The 18612-nt window shown below is 60.4% G+C and carries 18 protein-coding genes and 1 pseudogene; 6 read left to right on the forward strand and 13 right to left on the reverse strand.

Translation table 11 applies throughout. From position 1 onward, the window contains the following. Positions 1–72 precede the first annotated feature (72 nt). A pseudogene (gene rlmKL, locus AYR47_RS29795) lies at positions 73–2338 on the reverse strand (bifunctional 23S rRNA (guanine(2069)-N(7))-methyltransferase RlmK/23S rRNA (guanine(2445)-N(2))-methyltransferase RlmL). A 532-nt stretch (positions 2339–2870) separates the two neighbouring features. Between rlmKL and rmf the strand changes: the two are divergent. Continuing rightward, positions 2871–3086 (forward strand): ribosome modulation factor, encoded by a 216-nt coding sequence (rmf, locus tag AYR47_RS32415; RefSeq protein ID WP_002553055.1) that lies wholly within the window; start codon positions 2871–2873, stop codon positions 3084–3086. A 126-nt stretch (positions 3087–3212) separates the two neighbouring features. Here rmf and AYR47_RS29800 read toward each other — a convergent pair whose 3' ends face one another. The 5 genes from AYR47_RS29800 to sctC form a co-directional block, all read right to left on the reverse strand. Then, positions 3213–4238, reverse strand: a complete 1026-nt coding sequence (locus tag AYR47_RS29800; RefSeq protein WP_033900535.1) for a quinone-dependent dihydroorotate dehydrogenase — start codon at positions 4236–4238, stop codon at positions 3213–3215. A gap of 85 nt (positions 4239–4323) precedes the next feature. Beyond that, positions 4324–4785, reverse strand: a complete 462-nt coding sequence (locus AYR47_RS29805; protein WP_061449253.1) for a transglycosylase SLT domain-containing protein — start codon at positions 4783–4785, stop codon at positions 4324–4326. After that, complete coding sequence (locus tag AYR47_RS29810; protein WP_033900533.1) at positions 4778–5173, reverse strand: winged helix-turn-helix domain-containing protein; 396 nt, start codon at positions 5171–5173, stop codon at positions 4778–4780. The genes AYR47_RS29805 and AYR47_RS29810 overlap by 8 nt, the downstream gene beginning before the upstream one ends. Before the next feature lie 155 nt (positions 5174–5328). Further along, entirely contained in the window at positions 5329–5553 is a 225-nt protein-coding gene (locus AYR47_RS29815) for a FliM/FliN family flagellar motor switch protein (protein ID WP_033900531.1), read from the reverse strand. A gap of 15 nt (positions 5554–5568) precedes the next feature. Further along, on the reverse strand, positions 5569–6996 hold the full coding sequence (gene sctC / locus AYR47_RS29820; protein WP_061449254.1) for a type III secretion system outer membrane ring subunit SctC: 1428 nt from the start codon (positions 6994–6996) through the stop codon (positions 5569–5571). Positions 6997–7269: 273 nt separating this feature from the next. Between sctC and AYR47_RS29825 the strand changes: the two genes are divergently transcribed. From AYR47_RS29825 to cobA, 5 genes are all read left to right on the forward strand, one after another. Continuing rightward, positions 7270–8496: a CmpA/NrtA family ABC transporter substrate-binding protein gene (locus AYR47_RS29825; protein ID WP_061449255.1), complete on the forward strand. Its 1227-nt coding sequence runs from the start codon at positions 7270–7272 to the stop codon at positions 8494–8496. Between the two features lie 13 nt (positions 8497–8509). Beyond that, positions 8510–9085: an ANTAR domain-containing response regulator gene (locus tag AYR47_RS29830; protein ID WP_010208501.1), complete on the forward strand. Its 576-nt coding sequence runs from the start codon at positions 8510–8512 to the stop codon at positions 9083–9085. Between the two features lie 157 nt (positions 9086–9242). Continuing rightward, positions 9243–10454 (forward strand): nitrate/nitrite transporter, encoded by a 1212-nt coding sequence (locus tag AYR47_RS29835; protein WP_016979267.1) that lies wholly within the window; start codon positions 9243–9245, stop codon positions 10452–10454. Beyond that, positions 10454–12124 carry a bifunctional protein-serine/threonine kinase/phosphatase gene (locus AYR47_RS29840; RefSeq protein WP_061449256.1) on the forward strand — a complete coding sequence of 557 codons (1671 nt, stop codon included), beginning with the start codon at positions 10454–10456 and terminating at the stop codon, positions 12122–12124. The genes AYR47_RS29835 and AYR47_RS29840 overlap by 1 nt, the downstream gene beginning before the upstream one ends. Before the next feature lie 26 nt (positions 12125–12150). Continuing rightward, entirely contained in the window at positions 12151–12894 is a 744-nt protein-coding gene (gene cobA, locus AYR47_RS29845; RefSeq protein ID WP_061449257.1) for a uroporphyrinogen-III C-methyltransferase, read from the forward strand. A gap of 60 nt (positions 12895–12954) precedes the next feature. Here the strand turns inward: cobA and AYR47_RS29850 are convergent, their stop codons facing one another. The 7 genes from AYR47_RS29850 to AYR47_RS29880 form a co-directional block, all read right to left on the reverse strand. Beyond that, positions 12955–13935 carry an OmpA family protein gene (locus AYR47_RS29850; protein WP_015885346.1) on the reverse strand — a complete coding sequence of 327 codons (981 nt, stop codon included), beginning with the start codon at positions 13933–13935 and terminating at the stop codon, positions 12955–12957. Positions 13936–14042: 107 nt separating this feature from the next. Beyond that, positions 14043–14633 carry an RNA polymerase sigma factor SigX gene (gene sigX, locus AYR47_RS29855; RefSeq protein ID WP_010208495.1) on the reverse strand — a complete coding sequence of 197 codons (591 nt, stop codon included), beginning with the start codon at positions 14631–14633 and terminating at the stop codon, positions 14043–14045. Between the two features lie 87 nt (positions 14634–14720). Beyond that, a complete protein-coding gene (locus AYR47_RS29860; RefSeq protein ID WP_061449258.1) occupies positions 14721–15545 on the reverse strand; it encodes a mechanosensitive ion channel family protein in 825 nt (274 codons plus the stop codon). Positions 15546–15547: 2 nt separating this feature from the next. Further along, positions 15548–15793, reverse strand: coding sequence for a hypothetical protein (locus tag AYR47_RS29865; RefSeq protein WP_005790375.1), 246 nt, complete (start codon positions 15791–15793; stop codon positions 15548–15550). Positions 15794–15879: 86 nt separating this feature from the next. Then, on the reverse strand, positions 15880–16875 hold the full coding sequence (locus AYR47_RS29870; protein ID WP_033901206.1) for a zinc transporter ZntB: 996 nt from the start codon (positions 16873–16875) through the stop codon (positions 15880–15882). A gap of 13 nt (positions 16876–16888) precedes the next feature. Next, positions 16889–17380 (reverse strand): ribonuclease E activity regulator RraA, encoded by a 492-nt coding sequence (rraA, locus tag AYR47_RS29875; RefSeq protein ID WP_016979262.1) that lies wholly within the window; start codon positions 17378–17380, stop codon positions 16889–16891. A 188-nt stretch (positions 17381–17568) separates the two neighbouring features. Beyond that, a complete protein-coding gene (locus AYR47_RS29880; protein WP_061449259.1) occupies positions 17569–18558 on the reverse strand; it encodes an alpha/beta fold hydrolase in 990 nt (329 codons plus the stop codon). Positions 18559–18612 lie beyond the last annotated feature (54 nt).

Raw genomic sequence — 18612 nt, forward strand, 5'->3', positions numbered from 1 at the left:
CCCTGGGTTTGACCAGCGTAAAAAAGCCGCAAGCCCGGAATAATCCAGGCTTGCGGCTTTTTGGTGCAGCAATCAGCGTGCGGTGATTTTCCACGCCCGGTGGATCTTGGCATTGCGCGCAAAATCCGGGTCGATGGTCTTGTCGCTGATCTCCTCGACCGCATAGCGTTCGCTGAGGTTGTCCTCCAGCGCGAACTTGCGGAAGTTGTTCGAGAAATACAGCACGCCGCCCGGTGCCAGGCGCGCCATGGCCAGGTCGAGCAACTGCACGTGGTCGCGCTGTACGTCGAAGATGCCTTCCATGCGCTTGGAGTTGGAGAAGGTCGGCGGGTCGATGAAGATCAGGTCGAACTCATCGCGGCTGGCCTCCAGCCACGCCATCACGTCACCCTGCTCCAGACGGTTCTTGTCGGAGAAACCGTTGAGGGAGAAGTTGCGACGCGCCCAGTCCAGGTAGGTCTTGGACAGGTCGACACTGGTGGTGCTGCGCGCGCCGCCCTTGGCCCGCGTGCACACTGGCGGTGGCGGTGTAGCAGTACAGGTTGAGGAAGCGCTTGCCGGCCGCTTCTTTCTGGATGCGCATGCGCATCGGGCGGTGGTCGAGGAACAGGCCGGTGTCCAGGTAGTCGGTGAGGTTGACCAGCAACTTCACGCCGCCTTCGCTGACTTCGGTGAACTTGCCCTGGGCGCTCTGGCGCTCGTACTGCTTGGTGCCGCTCTGACGCTCACGACGCTTGACCACCACGCGGCTCTTGTCGATGTTCAGCGCCTGGGGAATCGCCGCCAAGGCATCGAACATGCGTGCGGAGGCTTTTTCCGGGTCGATGGATTTCGGTGCGGCGTATTCCTGCACGTGGACCCAATCGTGGTACAGGTCGATGGCCATGGAGTATTCCGGCATGTCGGCGTCATACACACGGTAGCAATCCACGCCTTCACGCTTGGCCCACTTGCCCAGCAGCTTGAGGTTTTTCTGCAGGCGGTTGGCGAACATCTGCCCGCCTTCGCTCAGGCGCGCCTGCTCGACCACAGGTGCCGGAGCAGGTTTGATCGGGTTGCCGTTCTTGTTGTACTGGCGCTCTTGCGGCTCAGCCGGAGCTTGATCGTAAGCGGCTTGCTCACGCTCAGCCTGGCGCTGTTCCGGGGTGCGACGCTCACCGGTGACGAACTGGTCTGGATTGACCTTGATCAGCAGCAGCTTGCACGGCAACGCGCCGTTCCAGAACGAATACTGTTTGTGGCTGCGGATGCCCATGCGCTTGCCCAGGTCCGGCGCGCCGGTGAACACCGCCGCTTCCCAGCCCATGCACGCCTGGCGCAGGCGCTCGCCGAGGTTCTGGTAGAGGTACAACAGGCTGGCTTCGTCACCCAGACGCTCGCCGTACGGCGGGTTGCAGATGACCAGGCCTTTCTGGTTCTGGTCCGGACGCGGTTCGAAGGTGCCGACTTCGCCTTGGTACACCTTGATCCAATGGCTCAGGCCTGCGCGTTCGATGTTGTTGCGCGCGGGTTGGATCAAGCGGGGGTCGGCTTCGTAGCCTCGGATCCACAGGGGCGGCTTGTTCATGCCGATGGCGGCGCGTTCGGCAGCCTCTGCGTGCAGCTTCTTCCACAGCGCCGGGACGTGGCCCAGCCAAGTGGTGAATCCCCACAGTTCACGATTCAGGTTGGGCGCCATGTCGGCGGCGATCATCGCGCCTTCCACCAGGAAGGTGCCCACGCCGCACATCGGGTCGCTCAGCGCGCCGCCTTCAGCGGCAATACGTGGCCAGCCTGCACGGATCAGGATCGCGGCGGCCAGGTTTTCCTTCAACGGTGCCGCGCCTTGCTGCAGGCGGTAACCGCGCTGGTGCAAGCTGTGGCCGGACAAGTCGAGGGACAGGATGGCTTCGCCACGGTCCAGACGCAGGTGGATGCGCAGGTCCGGGTTGATCTTGTCGATGGACGGGCGTTCGCCGGTCGGCGTGCGCAGCTTGTCGACGATCGCATCCTTGACCTTCAGCGCGCCGAAGTGAGTGTTGTCGATACCCGAGCCGTGACCGCTGAATTCAACAGCCAAGGTACCGTCCGGCACCATGTGGTCGGCCCACTCGATATCCAGCACGCCGTGGTAGAGGTCTTCGGCGTCCTTCATCGGGAAGCGCTTGAGCACCAACAATACGCGGTTTGCCAGGCGCGACCAGAGGCACAGGCGGTAGGCGGTTTCCATGTCGGCCATGCCGCGCACGGCCGAGGTGTGCTCGCGGGCTTCCTCAAGGCCAAGCCCGACGGCTTCCTCGATCAGCAGGCCTTCGAGGCCCTTGGGGCAGGTGAGGAAGAGTTCAAAACGGTCCGACATGGGGCATTCCAGGCTTTTCAGCAATAAATGAACGGGCGACGCATCGCCGGCTCGGTTTTCAATCAAGCACTTTTCTTGAAGAGTGCTCGCGTGGCACGAATGTGCCGTCCCACCCCGTCCGACAGGCCCTTGGGCCTTTATTGACGGGGCAGATAAACAATTAGCTGTAACAAAAAGAAATATTCCGACCCTTCGTCGAATAATAACCGACTGCAACGGGCGGACATTCTCACTAAAGGATTAAACCCATCCTCTATGCAGGGTGCATCATAGCTGGCTTTGCCCCACAAATGGGGCGAAAAGCCATCCCAGCTTATGGCTATAGCATCGTTATCGTTACGTGCTTATGACAAAACGATCATTGAATCCATGTGACCTATTGGTTAGAACTCAACACAGGTTGGCGCCGTAACGACGCCGACACATAGGCTCGCCACGCCGGCAGCGAGCCCACCAACGGCAGAAAAACTCTGCCCGGCCCCAAGCGGGGCCGAAGGATATCAAGACAGTCAACAAGTGAGGGAAACACCCTATGAGAAGACTTAAGCGTGATCCGTTGGAAAGAGCATTTTTACGCGGATATCAATATGGCGTTCATGGCAAATCCCGTGAGCTTTGCCCATTTACTCTACCGTCGGTACGCCAAGCCTGGATCAACGGCTGGCGAGAAGGACGCGGCGACAACTGGGACGGTATGACTGGCACTGCGGGAATCCACAGACTCAACGAACTTCACGCCGTCGGCTAATCAAGGGCAACTAATTCCGACATCACCACCGATGAAGATTTAACGACTTAACCACGCACGCCCCATCCGGGCGGCGGGCTTCGGCCCAGGGGGCTCCTTGATGGAGCCCTTTTTAATGGGCGCAGTTCAGGCTTTTGGTAGTGCTGCGATAGCGTCCACCGACTGGCGGATCAGCGCCGGGCCCTTGTAGATAAAGCCGGAGTACAACTGCACCAGGCTGGCACCTGCGGCGATCTTCTCCGCTGCGTGCTTGCCTTCGGTGATACCTCCTGCGGCGATGATCGGCAAACGCCCAGCCAGTTCGGCGGCCAGCACCTTGACGATATGAGTGCTCTGCTCACGTACTGGAGCACCGGACAGACCGCCCGCCTCATCACCATGGGCCAGGCCTTCGACACCGACGCGGCTGAGAGTGGTGTTGGTCGCGATCACCGCGTCCATGCCGGCGTCCACCAGGGCCTGGGCAACCAGTACGGTTTCTTCGTCACTCATGTCCGGGGCAATCTTGATCGCCAGCGGCACGCGCTTGCCATGGCGCACGGCCAGGTCTTCCTGGCGCTGGCGCAGGGCTTCCAGCAATTGCTTGAGGGAGTCACCGAACTGCAGGCTGCGCAGGCCCGGCGTGTTAGGTGAACTGACGTTGACCGTGACATAGCTGGCGTGGGCGTAGACCTTGTCCAGGCAGATCAGGTAATCGTCAACGGCACGCTCGACCGGCGTATCGAAGTTCTTGCCGATATTGATACCGAGAATGCCCTTGTACTTCGCCGCCTGAACCCGCGACAGCAGATGATCAACGCCCAGATTGTTGAAGCCCATGCGGTTGATGATCGCCTCGGCTTCCGGCAGGCGGAAGATCCGCGGCTTGGGGTTGCCCGGCTGTGGACGTGGGGTGACGGTGCCGATTTCGACAAAACCGAAACCCAACTGCGCAAAGCCATCGATGGCCGCACCGTTTTTATCCAGGCCAGCCGCCAGGCCGACCGGGTTGGGGAAATCGAGCCCCATCACCGAGACCGGCATTTTTGCCGGAGCCTTGCATACCAGGCCATTGAGCCCCAGGCGGCCACCGGCACCGATCAGGTCCAGGGACAGATCGTGGGAAGTTTCCGGGGAAAGTTTGAACAACAGCTGGCGGGCCAGGGTATACATGGGCGGGCTAGACTCGGAGGCGGCGAAAGGTGACGGCGATTATAGCCGGGGTGACAGGTAAGGCGCGAGGCGTGAACCCCAATCGTCAGTAACGATGCGCGACCAACTGCTCGTAATACGCCCAGATTTTCTGCGCATACTGCAGGCGCAATGCCTCACGCTCGGGCCCGGCGCCTGCCCCCACATTGTACGAACCCACTGCCGTCCAGTTGTACCCAAAGCGCTGGATGAACTCGGCCAGGATCGAAGCCCCCACCTCAACCGACAAACACGGCTCGTTGAGCAACCGATCCTCAGTGATGCCCTGCTTGAGCAAGCGTGGCAGATGAATGCTGTTGATCTGCATCAGGCCGATGTCCCGGGTGCCATTACGGTTGGCATGATTCATCGCTTGGGCGCGGTTACCCGACTCTACGACGGCGATCGCCTGCAACAACTCCGGCTCGATATTGTAGTGACTGGCGGCCTCCTCCCAGCAGTAGGCCAACGCTTGATGACTGACCATCAGCGCACCCAGCACCCAGCCCTTGCTCCAGAACCTAGCCACGCTTCAACAAACCCTGGCTGACGTGCCCGCAGGCGGCACACACCTGTTGCGCACGCTCCGACACGGCGCGCACTGGACAGGTAAAGCGATACCCCCGGCCGTAGATCGTCTTGATAAACCCCTTGTCGGCACCGAGGTACTTGCGCAGCGAGTAGATGCAGCGTGTCAACGACTCCTCGGCAACCTCTCCCTGCGGCCAGCCCAGTTCCAGCAAGCGATCCTTGGTCATCAAGGCACCGTCAGACACCAACAACAGCCGCAACACCTGGCACTCCTTGGGCGGTAATTGGACATCCGAACCCTCACCGGTCAGGCGGCCGTGGTGATGCAGGGTCCAACGTGCGAACACCAGGGAAGTCGCCGTCTCTCCATCATCCATGACGGCCATGCTTACCTCGGCATCCGACTGCTGACATTGAAGCCCTCATTTCAATCACTGACCCATGCACCCATGTCACGACTATAAAAACCTGGCTCACGACTCACACTAGGAAAAAACCCATACATCCAGCGGCTTTTGAAAACGTGCTGTAAGACGTTTCGCTACCCCTCTTCCACAGGCAGCCACGCTTGATACACCTCATGCAACTCAACCCCCAGTCGGTCCTCCAACTGCACCAGCTCGCCCAAGGCCAGCAGTTGCCCGTTCACCCGGACTTCCACGCTGTGGATGATCTCCGGGGCCAACGGCAGCACCTTTCCGGGTGCAAAGGCCGCCAGCCGCCTGCGGCTGATCAGTTGTTCCTGCAGAAGAATTTCCAGATGCATGGGTTAACACCTTGTTTACGGTGAGACATCGCGCTGCGGTCGCACAAACGCACGCTGGACACGCTCGTATTGCGCCGCAGTCAGGGGCGGTGGCCCTCCCGCCTCTTCCTGCCCCTTCAATTCACTACCCACCGCCCTGGCCTGGATCACAAACAGGCGCACTTGGGCTGCACGACCTGCCGCGCGCCCTTCTGATTCCCGTTGAAACGCCCCCAGCCACAGGCGTCTGCCCTGAGGCACTCGGACCACGCTGTTGATGCCGATCCGCCCCACCGCCGCATTTTTTTCGCGCTGCCCCGACTCACTCACCTGGCGCCCTTCGTCCACCTCCAGGCGCATCTCAATCTGGTTGCCCTCGCCAAAACGCGGCAGCACGCTGACCTGGGTGCCATAACGCATCGGTTTCCAGTCAGCGCGATCATCTCCGCGGGGCGGCAGATAAAACGTGTGATTGTCCTGAAACACCGCCGGCACATTCTCCTGGGTGAGGATCACCGGCAACGTCACCACCTTCGCCCGTCGACGGCGCTCCAATGCACCTACCTTCGCCATAAGCTGGCTATCGTCCAGGGGAGCCAAGACGCGCGTGGTCGACGCCTTCGGTTGTTCGTCCGAATCCAGGCCCAACTTCTTCAATTCATCGCGCTCAACATCCACCAGCCACAGCGAAACCTCGATCGCTCGCTTGGGCATGTCGAGTTCCGCCACCAGTTTCTGGATGAAACTCACCTGGGCCGGCTTGCCCTTGATCAACAGGCTGTTGCTGTCCGGGTAAGCGATCACGCCCAGGCTCTTGTCCGAGAGCAAGCCCTTTTGCTCGCTGGCCAACAAGGTCTCGATCATCGACGCCATCCCCGGCACGGTGACCGGGTTGTCGCGCGTGCCGTACTGTCGATCCACTACATCAGTGTTGAGCACCTGGACGACGGCAAAAGACTGAGCGCCCACCCGCAATTCCGCCCGTTGCCGGTCCATCAGCTGAGCCAGACGCAGCACCTGGTCGATGTAATTCGGCGGGCCGGAGACAGAAAACGTGCGTGCTCCGCTTTCACGCAACGGATAGCGCGACGCATCGAGGCCGGAGCGCCGCATGAGGTTACGCAGCCTGTCGACGGAGATATGCCGCAAGGTCACCGCAGAGCTCTTAGCTTCACCCGCGTCATAGACATACAACGCTTGCCCGTCGCTGTACCAGATCAACCCTTGCTCAAGTGCAACCGCCTCCAGGGCCTGTTGAGGCGCATCAAAATCCAGTGCTGCGCTGAGGCGTTTGCGTGCAACTTCGCGACTGACAACGATGGGCAACCCAAGTGGCACCGACAGCGCAGTGAACACGGTATGCAGGCTCTCGTCCTGCGCTTGGTAAAGCTCGCCCCAGGCCAGCGCACTAATCAGTAGCAGCACGACAAACAACAGTCGGCGGTACAGCCAGAGGCGAGGCATCGTTGCTGGGACTTCGGCGTACACCGTGGGCTTTCCTGGGGGGCTGGCAGTGGGAGAGTCGCCATACTGAGAGCCCGCCCGCTTTCAATCTTGATGGAAAGTTGATGACGCTCCAGGCCCAGCCTGCCGTGGCATGTGCCTTGCTATGAACTCTGTATCAGAGCACGCGCCAACGGCGGAGCGAGCTTACGGACAAAGGCGTCGTTACCCGCGTTGGCTTACATCGCCATCTAAGGGAACGACGCTTTTTTTTGAAAGAAAAGGTAGGTGTTGATGAACGATTCGGTTGGCAACAGCCCGATGAACGACCCGCTGGCCTGGGTCAACGGCAGTGATGCCCCGGAAAAGAGCAGCCTCGACCTGGGCTTCATGGCCTTGAGCGACTGCGCCTCGATGGTGGTGGCGGCGACCCAGGGCTTCGCGCAACCCTATGGCCTGACCTTGAACCTCAAGCGCCAATCGTCCTGGGCCAACCTGCGCGACAAACTGGTCAGCGGCGAACTCGACGCCGCCCACAGCCTGTACGGGCTAATCTACGCCGTGCACCTGGGTATCGGCGGCGTCGCACCCACTGACATGGCCGTGCTGATGGGGCTCAACCAGAACGGCCAGAGCATCAACCTGTCCCACGGCTTGCAACAACAGGGGGTGATCACTCCTGAGGCACTGGACCGCCACGTGCACCAAAGCCGAACAAAACTGACCTTCGCTCAGACGTTTCCCACAGGCACCCATGCCATGTGGCTGTATTACTGGCTGGCGAGCCAGGGCATTCACCCCTTGCAGGATGTGGACAGCGTGGTGGTCCCGCCGCCGCAAATGGTGGCGCACCTGCAAGCCGGGCGCATCGACGGGTTTTGCGTGGGTGAGCCCTGGTGCGCCAGTGCGGTCAAGCAAAACCAAGGATTTACCCTGGCAACCACCCAGGCGATCTGGCCGGATCATCCGGAAAAGGTACTTGGCTGCACCCAGGCGTTCGTCGACCAGTATCCAAACACAGCACGCGTGCTGGTGAGGGCGATCCTGGAGGCCAGCCGGTTTATCGAAGAAAGCACTGAAAACCGCCGCTCCACCGCGCAACTGCTCAGTGGCCGCGAATACCTTGACGCTCCGCTGGATTGCATCGAACCGCGCCTGTTGGGCGCCTATGACGACGGCCTGGGCAATCAGTGGCAGGATCCCCACGCGCTGCGCTTTTTTGCCGACGGTGAAGTGAACCTGCCCTACCTCTCTGACGGCATGTGGTTCATGACCCAGTTCCGGCGCTGGGGCCTGTTGCGCGAAGACCCCGACTACCTCGGCGTCGCGCGCCAGGTGCAACAACTGGCGCTGTATCGCCAGGCCGCCGATGGACTGGGTATCGCCACGAACGACCAGGACATGCGCAGCAGCCAGCTGATCGACGGCAAAGTCTGGGACGGTTCCGACCCCGCCGGCTATGCCCGCAGCTTCCGGTTGCATGCGCTGGCCGATCCGACCCACCGCCAAGCCTTGCGCTGACAGGAGGACCTCCATGCTGCGAATCCTGCTGATCAACGACACGCCGCGTAAAGTCGGCCGACTGAGAACGGCTCTGATCGAAGCCGGCTTTGACGTCATCGATGAGTCCGGCCTGACCATTGACCTGCCCGCACGCGTCGAAACGGTGCGCCCGGACGTCATCCTGATCGATACCGAGTCACCGGGCCGCGATGTGATGGAGCAAGTGGTGCTGGTCAGTCGCGACCAACCCCGGCCCATTGTGATGTTCACCGACGAACACGACCCGAACGTGATGCGCCAGGCGATCAAGTCCGGCGTCAGCGCCTACATCGTCGAAGGTATCCAGGCCCAACGCCTGCAGCCGATCCTTGATGTGGCCATGGCCCGTTTCGAAAGCGACCAGGCCTTGCGCGCGCAGCTTCAAGCCCGCGACCAGCAGTTGGCCGAGCGCAAGCGCATCGAGCTGGCCAAGGGCATGCTGATGAAAATGAAGGACTGCAACGAGGAAGAGGCCTACACACTGATGCGCCGCCAGGCCATGAGCCGCCAGCAGAAGCTGATCCAGGTGGCGGAGCAGATTATCGCCATGAGTGAGCTGCTTGGATGATTTGGCGCAGCTCTTGCTAAGCATTCATCACAGGTAGCCAACGGCGGTTGCCCCTCCCCGACAAAGACGTCGCACACCCGGTTTGCCATCGCGAACCAGGTGGCGGCGTTTTTTCGTTTTGGCCTTCTTGCAAGACTCCCAACCGTTGAGGTGCGTGATGAAATCAAGCTTCTGGAAATCCGGGCACACCCCGACCCTGTTTGCCGCGTTCCTGTATTTCGACCTGAGCTTCATGGTCTGGTACCTGCTCGGCCCCTTGGCGATACAGATTGCCGCCGACCTGCACCTGACCACTCAGCAGCGTGGCCTGATGGTCGCGACGCCGATCCTCGCCGGTGCGATTCTGCGCTTTTTGATGGGCATGCTGGCAGACAAGCTGTCGCCCAAGACGGCCGGGCTGATTGGTCAGGTGATCGTGATCTGCGCCCTGTTCGGCGCCTGGAAACTCGGAATCCATAGCTACGAACAAGCGCTGTTGCTGGGCGTGTTCCTCGGCATGGCCGGTGCCTCGTTTGCCGTTGCGCTGCCCCTGGCCTCCCAATGGTATCCGGCGGAACACCAGGGCAAAGCCATGGGCATCGCAGGTGCAGGCAACTCCGGCACGGTGTTCGCCGCGTTGCTGGCACCGGTTTTGGCGGCCGCGTTTGGCTGGAGCAACGTGTTCGGTTTCGCGCTGATCCCTCTGGTGCTGACCCTGATTGTCTTTGCCTGGCTGGCGCGCAACGCCCCGGAACGCCCGAAGGCCAAGTCCATGGCCGACTACTTCAAGGCGCTGGGTGACCGGGACAGCTGGTGGTTCATGTTTTTCTACAGCGTGACCTTTGGCGGCTTTATCGGCCTGGCGAGCGCCCTGCCCGGCTATTTCAATGACCAATACGGCCTGAGCCCGGTAACCGCTGGCTACTACACCGCCGCCTGCGTGTTCGGCGGCAGCCTGATGCGCCCACTGGGCGGCGCATTGGCGGACCGTTTCGGCGGGATTCGTACCCTGCTGGGCATGTACAGCGTGGCGGCGATCTGCATCGCGGCGGTGGGATTCAATCTGCCGAGTTCCTACGCAGCGCTGGCGCTTTTCGTCTGCACCATGCTGGGCCTTGGCGCAGGCAATGGCGCGGTGTTCCAACTGGTGCCGCAGCGTTTCCGCCGTGAAATCGGCGTGATGACCGGCCTGATCGGCATGGCCGGCGGTATCGGCGGCTTCGCCCTGGCAGCCGGCATGGGTGCGATCAAGCAAAGCACCGGCAGCTATCAGATGGCGCTGTGGTTGTTCGCCAGCCTGGGCGTGCTGGCCTGGTTCGGCCTGCACGGCGTGAAGCGTCGCTGGAGAACCACCTGGGGCTCGGCGGCCGTGACGGCTGCGCGGGTCTGATGAGCCTGCAACTGAGCGTCGCCCAGGCCAGTGCCATTGGCCCACGGGCGGAAAACCAGGACGCGCTGCGGGTGGTCACGCCCGTGGCCGAACTGGCGGCGAGCAAGGGCTACCTGTGCGCCATCGCCGACGGCGTGAGCCAATGCGCCGACGGCGGCCTGGCCGCGCGCTCGACCTTGCAGGCACTGGCCTTGGATTACTACGCCACACCGCAAACCTGGGGCGTGGCCCAGGCCCTGGAGCGTTTGCTGCTGGCACAGAATCGCTGGCTGCAAGCCAATGGCGGTGGTCAGCCGCTGCTGACCACCCTGAGCGCGCTGGTGTTTCGCGGCCAGCGTTTTACCCTGGCGCATGTCGGCGATTGCCGGGCGTATCGTTGGCTCGCCGGCCAATTGCAGCGCATTACCGAGGATCACGTGTGGGAGCAACCGGGCATGCAGCATGTGCTCAAGCGCGCCCTTGGCCTGGATCAACACCTGGTGGTGGATTTTCTCGACGGTCAGTTGCGTGAAGGCGAATGTTTCCTGCTGCTCAGTGATGGTGTGTGGGCCACCCTGGGCGATCAGAGTATCCAGGCAATTCTGCGCGAACAGACGGACATGCAATTGGCCGTCAACACCCTGGTGACTGCCGCGCACCTGGCCGGCAGCCAGGACAATGCCAGCGCGTTGCTCATCCGGATCGACACCCTCGGCGCCGCCACCCTCGGCGACGCGCTGGTGCAGTTGCGGCAATGGCCACTGCCACCGCCGTTGAAAGCCGGGCAGCATTTTGAAGGCTGGCAGGTGGAAAGCGTGTTGGCGCAAAGCCGGCAGTCACTGCTTTACCGGGTGCGCGATGCCCAGCAGCAACCCTGGCTGCTGAAAACCCTGCCGCTGAGCCGCGACGATGATCATGATGCCGGCCAGGCCTTGCTGTCGGAGGAATGGTTCCTGCGGCGGGTTGCGGGACGGGCGTTTCCTGAAGTGCATGCCGGCAACGGGCGCCAGCATTTGTACTACGTGATGCGTGAGTATTCCGGCCAAACCTTGGCCGAACTGTTCCAGCAGCAAGGCCCCTTGCCCTTGGCGCAATGGCAGTCGATTGCCGAGCGTTTGCTGCGCGCTGTGGGCATGCTGCATCGACGGCAGATCCTGCATCGCGATATCAAGCCAGAAAACCTGCTGCTCGGGGACGACGGCGAATTGCGGGTGCTGGATTTCGGCCTGGCGTATTGCCCAGGCCTGTCGGAAGACAGCGACCATGCGTTGCCGGGCACACCCAGCTTTATTGCACCTGAAGCCTTCAACGGCGAGCGTCCTACCACCCAACAGGATTTATACAGCGTTGGCGTAACCTTGTATTACCTGCTGACCGGACATTACCCCTACGGCGAAATCGAGGCTTTCCAACGGCCACGGTTCACTCAACCTGTCAGCGCCAGCCGCTACCGCCCGGACGTGCCGGATTGGCTGCCCCTCAGCCTGGAGCGGGCCGTGGCGGCCCAACCCGCCCATCGCTATGAGACCGCCGAAGAGTGGTTGCGCGTGCTGGAACAGGCTGACCGCCGGGAACTTAGCATCCGCCCCAAGCCATTACTGGAGCGTGAACCCTTGAAGGTCTGGCGCACCCTGGCGCTGCTCTCGCTGCTGATCAATCTGGTGCTGCTGTACTCACTCTTTCACCGCTGACGTCATCCCTGGACGAGGAACATCTTATGAATGCAAAAGTCTGGCTGGTAGGCGCGGGTCCGGGTGACCCGGAGCTGTTGACCCTCAAGGCGGTACGCGCCCTGCGTGAGGCCGATGTGGTGCTGATCGATGACTTGGTCAACCCGGCAGTGCTGGAACATTGCGTTGAAGCGCGGGTGATTACCGTGGGTAAACGCGGTGGCTGCCGGTCGACCCCGCAGGATTTCATCCACCGCCTGATGCTGCGTTATGCGCGCCAAGGCAAGTGTGTGGTGCGCCTCAAAGGCGGAGACCCGTGCATTTTCGGGCGCGGTGGTGAGGAGGCGATGTGGCTGCGTGAACGGGGTGTCGAGGTGGAGTTGGTCAACGGCATTACCGCAGGCCTGGCGGGCGCAACGAATTGCGCAGTGCCACTGACCTTGCGCGGGGTGAGTCGCGGCGTGACGCTGGTCACGGCGCATACCCAGGACGACAGCAGCCTGAATTGGCGTGCGCTGGCAGAAGGCGGGACCACCCTGGTGGTGTACATGGGCGTAGCGAAGCTGGAGGAAATCCGCCAGCAACTGCTCGACGGAGGAATGGCGGCGGATATGCCGGTGGCGATGATCGAGAATGCATCGCTGCCCCTGCAAAGGGAATGTCGCAGCGAGCTGTGGCGTCTGTACGAAGATGCGCAGGCATTTGCCTTGAAGAGCCCGGCTATCCTGGTAATCGGCCGTGTTGCAGCCCCAGGCCAGGTCGCTAGACTCGCCCAAGCCGCCAGCGCCTGAGGCAAATTGCAGGCGAAAAAAAGCCCGGCCTAAGCCGGGCTTTTTTCTACCACTCAGTAATTACTGAGCTTGAGCTTCAACCGACGCTTCTACGCGACGGTTAACAGCACGACCAGCTTCAGTTGCGTTGTCAGCAACTGGGCGGGATTCGCCGTAACCTACTGCGGTGATACGGCTAGGAGCAACGCCGTCTTTAACCAGGACTTGCTTAACAGCGTCAGCACGACGCTGGGACAGCTTCTGGTTGTAAGCGTCTGGACCTACGGAGTCAGTGTGACCAGCAACTTCTACGTTGGTAGCTGGGTACTGAGCCATGAAGTCGGCCAGGTTTTTCACGTCGCCGTAGCTGTTAGGCTTAACAACCGACTTGTCGAAGTCGAACTTAACGTCCAGCTCAACACGTACAACCTGAGCAACTGGAGCTTCTGGCTCTGGAGTTGGCTCTGGAGCTGGTGCTGGGGTAGGAGCTGGGGCAGCTGCGCCAGCGTTACCGCCGAAGTTCACGCCCAGGCCGACCAGTGCGGAGTAGTCCCACTTGCCGTTGTCCAGACCGTAGTCAGCTTCAACACCGGCACGAGCGTACAGGTTGTTGGTGAAGTAGTACTTCACGCCAGTACCAACGGTAGCGAAGGTAGTCTGGTCGCGACCGCTGTGGCCGTCAGCTTGAACGTTGGTACGGCTCTGGTGGCCGAAACCGCCTTCTACGTACGGACGCAGGCTGTCTACGCCAGCTTGACCGAAGTGATACTGGGCAACCAGGCTGCCGGTATCGCCTTTGATCTTCTGGTTACCAGTACCGTCGTTCGAACGGGTGTGGTTGGTTTTGTCGTAGGACAGGTTCAAGGACAGGTCGTCGGTCAGGAAGTAACCGATGCGAGCGCCAGGATTGAAGCCGTCTTCGATGTGCTTGACGCTATCGTTGTACTGCTTCTTGTAGAACAGCTCGCCTTCAACTGCGCCTTGGCCTTGTGCCAGAACGCCGAAAGAAGTAGCGGCAATAAGAGAACCAATGGCCAAGCCCAAGGTGTTTTTCAGTTTCATCCGTTAAATCCCCATCTGGTGATTGTAAAGCAGTCCCACAAACCGGGGGACAACTCGGCGACAAGTCTAACAGAACTTGCCTACACGTAAGAGATATTTGCCACGCACTAAGTTTCAGTCTCGCCCGCAAATTTCTCACGTAATTTATCAAGAGCACGTTTGTAACGCATTTTTGTAGCACTCAAACCCATGTGCATGATGTCAGCGATTTCCTGAAATTCCAGCTCTGCGACAAATCGTAGCACCAGAATTTCCCGGTCAATCGGGTTCACATACACCAACCAGCGATCAAGTCCGCCCTTCTCCTCGGGTGCCGGCGCCTTCTCTTCAGACGCCTCCTCGAGGGGGTCCAGACTCAACGCGTCCATCAAGCGACGCTTTCGCCGTTCCTTACGATACTGCGTGATGCACTCGTTGTACGTGATGCTGTATAGCCATGTCTTGAACTTCGATTTGCCCTCGAAGTTCTTCAGGCCGTACAGCACCTTGAGCATCACTTCCTGACAGACATCATCCGCATCTCTATCGTTCCCTAAATACCTTGAACAAACGTTGAACAGAGTGCGTTGATATCTGCGCATCAATTCTTCATACGCGCGAGTTACGTGAAACAGCTCCGTGTGCGAGCGCGCGACCAACTCCTCATCAGAGAGCTCACGGGGGTCATAGCGCGTGGACAGCGTTTGGGCTTTATTCAAAACAAGTCGTGCCGACAGTCAGGTCAATGTCCGCTACAGCCCGGTCAGCCGGGTTTGCGGCGGCGTACATTAGCAGGGTTTGCCGGATTAGCGGCTACTGACCTGCTGCTCAAGAAGAATCCGATTGGACAACGACACCAGGTCGCCGTCATCGGTCAGCACCGTCGTCTTGACTGTGCCGATCTCCTCGATTTGCCCTTCGACCTCGCCCACACGCACCTGTTGCCCAACCTGATACAACTCACGCACATAGACTCCCGCAAGAATCTGACCGGCAATTTCCCGGCTTCCCAAGCCCATGGCCAGCGCAACGGCCAGACCAACGGTAATCAAAACGATCACAATCACATGGTTGAGCAGGTCAGTCTTGACCTCCAACTGGCTGATCGCGACCGAAATACTGATGATAATGACCAAGCCCTGGGCGATCCGCCCCAGGCCCGCCGCATAGTCAAGCCCCACGCCTTCGGCGGCGCCGCGCACCAGCCCATTGGCCAGTTGCGCCAGCAAAACGCCTACCAGCAGCACCAGCGCGCCGCCGAAAACCTTCGGCAAATACAGCGCCAGCATGTCGAGCGTAGCTGAAACTCGCTCAAGTCCAAGGGATTGAGCCGCAGAAACCAGAAAAATCAGCAAAACGAACCAATAGACGATCTTGCCGATCAAGGTGGAGATCGGCACTTGCAGCCCGGCGCGACCCAGCAGCTTGGTCAGGCCAGTGCCGGCCATCAGACGATCAAGGCCCAGTTTTGCGAGCAATTTGGACAGCAGGGTGTCGAGCAGCTTGGCCACGACAAAGCCCAACAGTACCAGTACCAAGGCACCAAACAGGTTGGGAATGAAATTCGCCACCTTGGTCCACAATGCGGTCATCGCGGTGACCAGGCTCTGGGTCCAGAGATCAAGTTCCATATTCAATCAGCCTTATCAGCAGTGCGAGCAAGAGGTTTACGACGGGAAACCGGCGATACGTGGGCCGAACCGTTGTTCAGGGCCATCATCAACGCCGGCAGCCAGCGGCCGAGCAGACCGAACAGGTCACCCGCACCCACCTGGCGGTTGGCAGTTTTCAACACGCGGCCCAGGCAGGCATCGTCGTCGCGGTTGGACGGCGAGGCATTGAGCATGTCACGCAAAGACTGTTCGAACGGATCGTGCATAAAGACCTCTCGCAAGTGATTTAAAAGACGAGGGTAAAATTCTTGGGGTCACATAGGACCCTTCCTACGTTCAGGTCATATTCAGCTCAAACCCAGCGCAATCGTCGAAAAAGCCACCATTGTCCGAGTGCCACCGAGACCATCAACAGGCATGCCACCATGAATCCATAGGGGCTGGCGGAGAACGGAATACCGCCCACATTGATGCCCAGCAGACCGGTGAGAAAACTCATCGGCAGGAAGATTCCGGTGATGATCCCGAAGCGGTACATGGTGCGGTTCATGCGCACGCTCAAACGCCGGTCTTCGGCCTCCAGCACAAGCCCCACGCGCTCCCGGGTCAATTCGAGTTCTTCCAGGTAGCGGGTCAGGCTGTTGTTCAATTCGTTCCAGTAGTCGGCATCGTCATCACAGAACCACGGCAATTTGATCCGCGTGAGCTGGGCAAAAATATCCCGTTGCGGAGCGAGGAATCGCTTCAGCCCGGCCGCTCGTCGGCGGATCTGCAAAATGCTTCCGTGTTCCGGGGTATACCGTTCGTCGGTATCGAGTTTTTCTTCCTCGGCATCAACGATTTCAGACAGGTCGGAGACCAGATCCTGCACCTTATTGGTCAGGTACTGCGCCATATAAAGGATGAGTTCCGACGCGGTTTTCGGCCCTTTGCCGTCCGCCAACTGCACCAACAGCTCGTCAGTGGCGCGCAAGGGGCGCAGGCGCAGGGAAATCACACGGCTGGCAGCCGCAAAGATGCGCACCGAGACCATGTCTTCCGGCTCCGCACCGGGGTTTAGGTTGACCCCGCGCAGGAACAGCAGCAATTCCGAGTCCGGCAGCGGCAACAGGCGCGGACGGGTGTTTTCTTCCAACAACAGGTCACAGGCAAACTCGCTCAAGCCGCTGGATTTGCGCAGCCAGGTCTGGGTTTGCGGGTGGCTGCGATCCCAATGCAGCCACAGGCTCTCCTGGGGCTGCAGTTGCAAGTCGTCGAGTTCAGTCCGGGCAATCGAACGCGCACCGCCTTTACCGTCCAGCACCAGGGCATGCACCAGGCCCCATTGCGCGTTTTCTTCCTCGAACATCCTTGCTCCTGTCTTATTCGGGCATTTTCAGCGGGCTGGGGGAAACGATCACGCCATTGTTATCGGCATAGATGTATTCACCCGGACGAAAGGTCACACCCGCAAAAGTAACGACCACGTTCAGGTCGCCAATACCGCGTTTATCAGTCTTCATCGGATGGCTGGCCAAGGCCTGTACACCCAGATCGGTCTGGGCAATGACGTCGACATCACGGATGCAACCGTAGATCACCAGCCCTTCCCAGCCGTTTTTCGCCGCTTTCTCGGCGATCATGTCGCCCAGCAGCGCGCGACGCAGGGAGCCGCCACCGTCGACCACCAGCACCTTGCCGGCACCCGGCTGATCGGCTTGATCCTTGACCAGGGAGTTATCTTCGAAGCATTTGACGGTGACGATCTCGCCGCCGAAGGAATCCCGGCCGCCGAAGTTGCTGAACATCGGTTCGAGCACCTGCACCAGGTCCGGGTAGGCGTCGCACAGATCGGGGGTCACGTAATGGTTCATTGAAAAATTCCTTTCCGTCAAAGAGGTGTCTTTCGAAAGAAGCGCCAGCCAGGGCAGGTGCGAAACATCCCATCCGTCTCGCCGCAACGCAATAGCCACTGCGCGACTGAATATGACCAGAAGCGTTTAACGCGTCATATCTTAGCCGCAACCACACATGAGCGAAACGCCCTTGGCAGAGCGTTGCCTCAAACCGTAGCCAACACCTCGGCCTGCGCGCCTGGCAAGGGTGTGAGCGGATCTTTCAGCCACTGCACCACCAACGGCCACACTTCGGCCTGGGCGGCTTTGCTCACCAGCATCTCCACATGCCCGAAATCCCCGGTAAAGCCTTGCTGACGGCCCAGGCACAGGTACTGACGGTGCTCCGAGCCGATTTGCTCGAACAGCTTGCGGCAGGCCCAGTCGGGGTCTTGATGATCCCCGGCCGCACTGACGGCCAACAGCGGCACATCGACTTCAGCCAGGCCTTTCCACCAATCGTTCTTGCCCTCGCCGAAGCGGCCAAACAGGCCATTCCAGCGCATGGCTTCGATCATCACGCCCGCCGGTTCGTCCTCGGGGCCACGCTTCAGGCGCGAGCCGGACACTTCGCCAAAACGCTTCAACAGCAGGCGCCCGGTCCATTCCACGGGTGGCAGTTTCAACGGCCAGTGGGTGCGACTGACCTGGCAGCCAAACAGCGCCACCGACGCCACGGCCGGCGCACCCAGGTGCTGCCCACCCAGGGCCGCCGCCAAGCTGGTGCCGCCGAGAGAATGGCCGATCCAGTGGGGAATCTGTCCGCTTTGCTCACGCACGAACGCGCCGATGGCCGGCAAATCATAACGCGCATAGTCCGCGACGCGGTTGCGGGCGTAGTCATGATTGCGCTTGGACAGGCCATGGCCGCGCATTTCCGGGATCCAGACATCAAACCCCTCTCGCGCCAGATAAGCACCCAACCCGATGCCTTTTGGCGAATACCAGAAGCGTCGGTTGGAAAAACTGCCATGCAACAAAATAACCGGGATGCCCCGGTTTTCCGGGACATCGGCCAGGCCCAAACGGGTAACCGCCAGCTCGACAGTGCCGTCGAGGCTGTTACCGGGTTTTAGGCGATACACGTCTTCACTCAGGTCGCCACGACGTTCAGCGCTGATCAGGGCGACGGGAAACAAGTTGCTGCTGCTTTGCATAATGCTCTTGCACAAAAAAGGGCGGCGTCCGCGAGGATTCCCGCCCTGTACAGA

Source organism: Pseudomonas azotoformans, from assembly GCF_001579805.1.
In the GTDB taxonomy this organism is placed as follows: Bacteria; Pseudomonadota; Gammaproteobacteria; order Pseudomonadales; family Pseudomonadaceae; genus Aquipseudomonas; species Aquipseudomonas azotoformans_A.

Excerpts from the sequence above, each read along its gene's own strand:
- sctC (WP_061449254.1), bottom strand. The coding sequence starts at position 6,996 with ATGCCTCGCCTCTGGCTGTACCGCCGACTGTTGTTTGTCGTGCTGCTA.
- cobA (WP_061449257.1), top strand. The coding sequence starts at position 12,151 with ATGAATGCAAAAGTCTGGCTGGTAGGCGCGGGTCCGGGTGACCCGGAG.
- AYR47_RS29870 (WP_033901206.1), bottom strand. The coding sequence starts at position 16,875 with ATGTTCGAGGAAGAAAACGCGCAATGGGGCCTGGTGCATGCCCTGGTG.
- AYR47_RS29880 (WP_061449259.1), bottom strand. The coding sequence starts at position 18,558 with ATGCAAAGCAGCAGCAACTTGTTTCCCGTCGCCCTGATCAGCGCTGAA.
- AYR47_RS29835 (WP_016979267.1), top strand. The coding sequence starts at position 9,243 with ATGAAATCAAGCTTCTGGAAATCCGGGCACACCCCGACCCTGTTTGCC.
- AYR47_RS29840 (WP_061449256.1), top strand. The coding sequence starts at position 10,454 with ATGAGCCTGCAACTGAGCGTCGCCCAGGCCAGTGCCATTGGCCCACGG.
- rraA (WP_016979262.1), bottom strand. The coding sequence starts at position 17,380 with ATGAACCATTACGTGACCCCCGATCTGTGCGACGCCTACCCGGACCTG.
- rmf (WP_002553055.1), top strand. The coding sequence starts at position 2,871 with ATGAGAAGACTTAAGCGTGATCCGTTGGAAAGAGCATTTTTACGCGGA.
- AYR47_RS29810 (WP_033900533.1), bottom strand. The coding sequence starts at position 5,173 with ATGGCCGTCATGGATGATGGAGAGACGGCGACTTCCCTGGTGTTCGCA.
- AYR47_RS29865 (WP_005790375.1), bottom strand. The coding sequence starts at position 15,793 with ATGCACGATCCGTTCGAACAGTCTTTGCGTGACATGCTCAATGCCTCG.
- AYR47_RS29830 (WP_010208501.1), top strand. The coding sequence starts at position 8,510 with ATGCTGCGAATCCTGCTGATCAACGACACGCCGCGTAAAGTCGGCCGA.
- AYR47_RS29815 (WP_033900531.1), bottom strand. The coding sequence starts at position 5,553 with ATGCATCTGGAAATTCTTCTGCAGGAACAACTGATCAGCCGCAGGCGG.
- AYR47_RS29850 (WP_015885346.1), bottom strand. The coding sequence starts at position 13,935 with ATGAAACTGAAAAACACCTTGGGCTTGGCCATTGGTTCTCTTATTGCC.
- AYR47_RS29825 (WP_061449255.1), top strand. The coding sequence starts at position 7,270 with ATGAACGATTCGGTTGGCAACAGCCCGATGAACGACCCGCTGGCCTGG.
- AYR47_RS29800 (WP_033900535.1), bottom strand. The coding sequence starts at position 4,238 with ATGTATACCCTGGCCCGCCAGCTGTTGTTCAAACTTTCCCCGGAAACT.
- AYR47_RS29860 (WP_061449258.1), bottom strand. The coding sequence starts at position 15,545 with ATGGAACTTGATCTCTGGACCCAGAGCCTGGTCACCGCGATGACCGCA.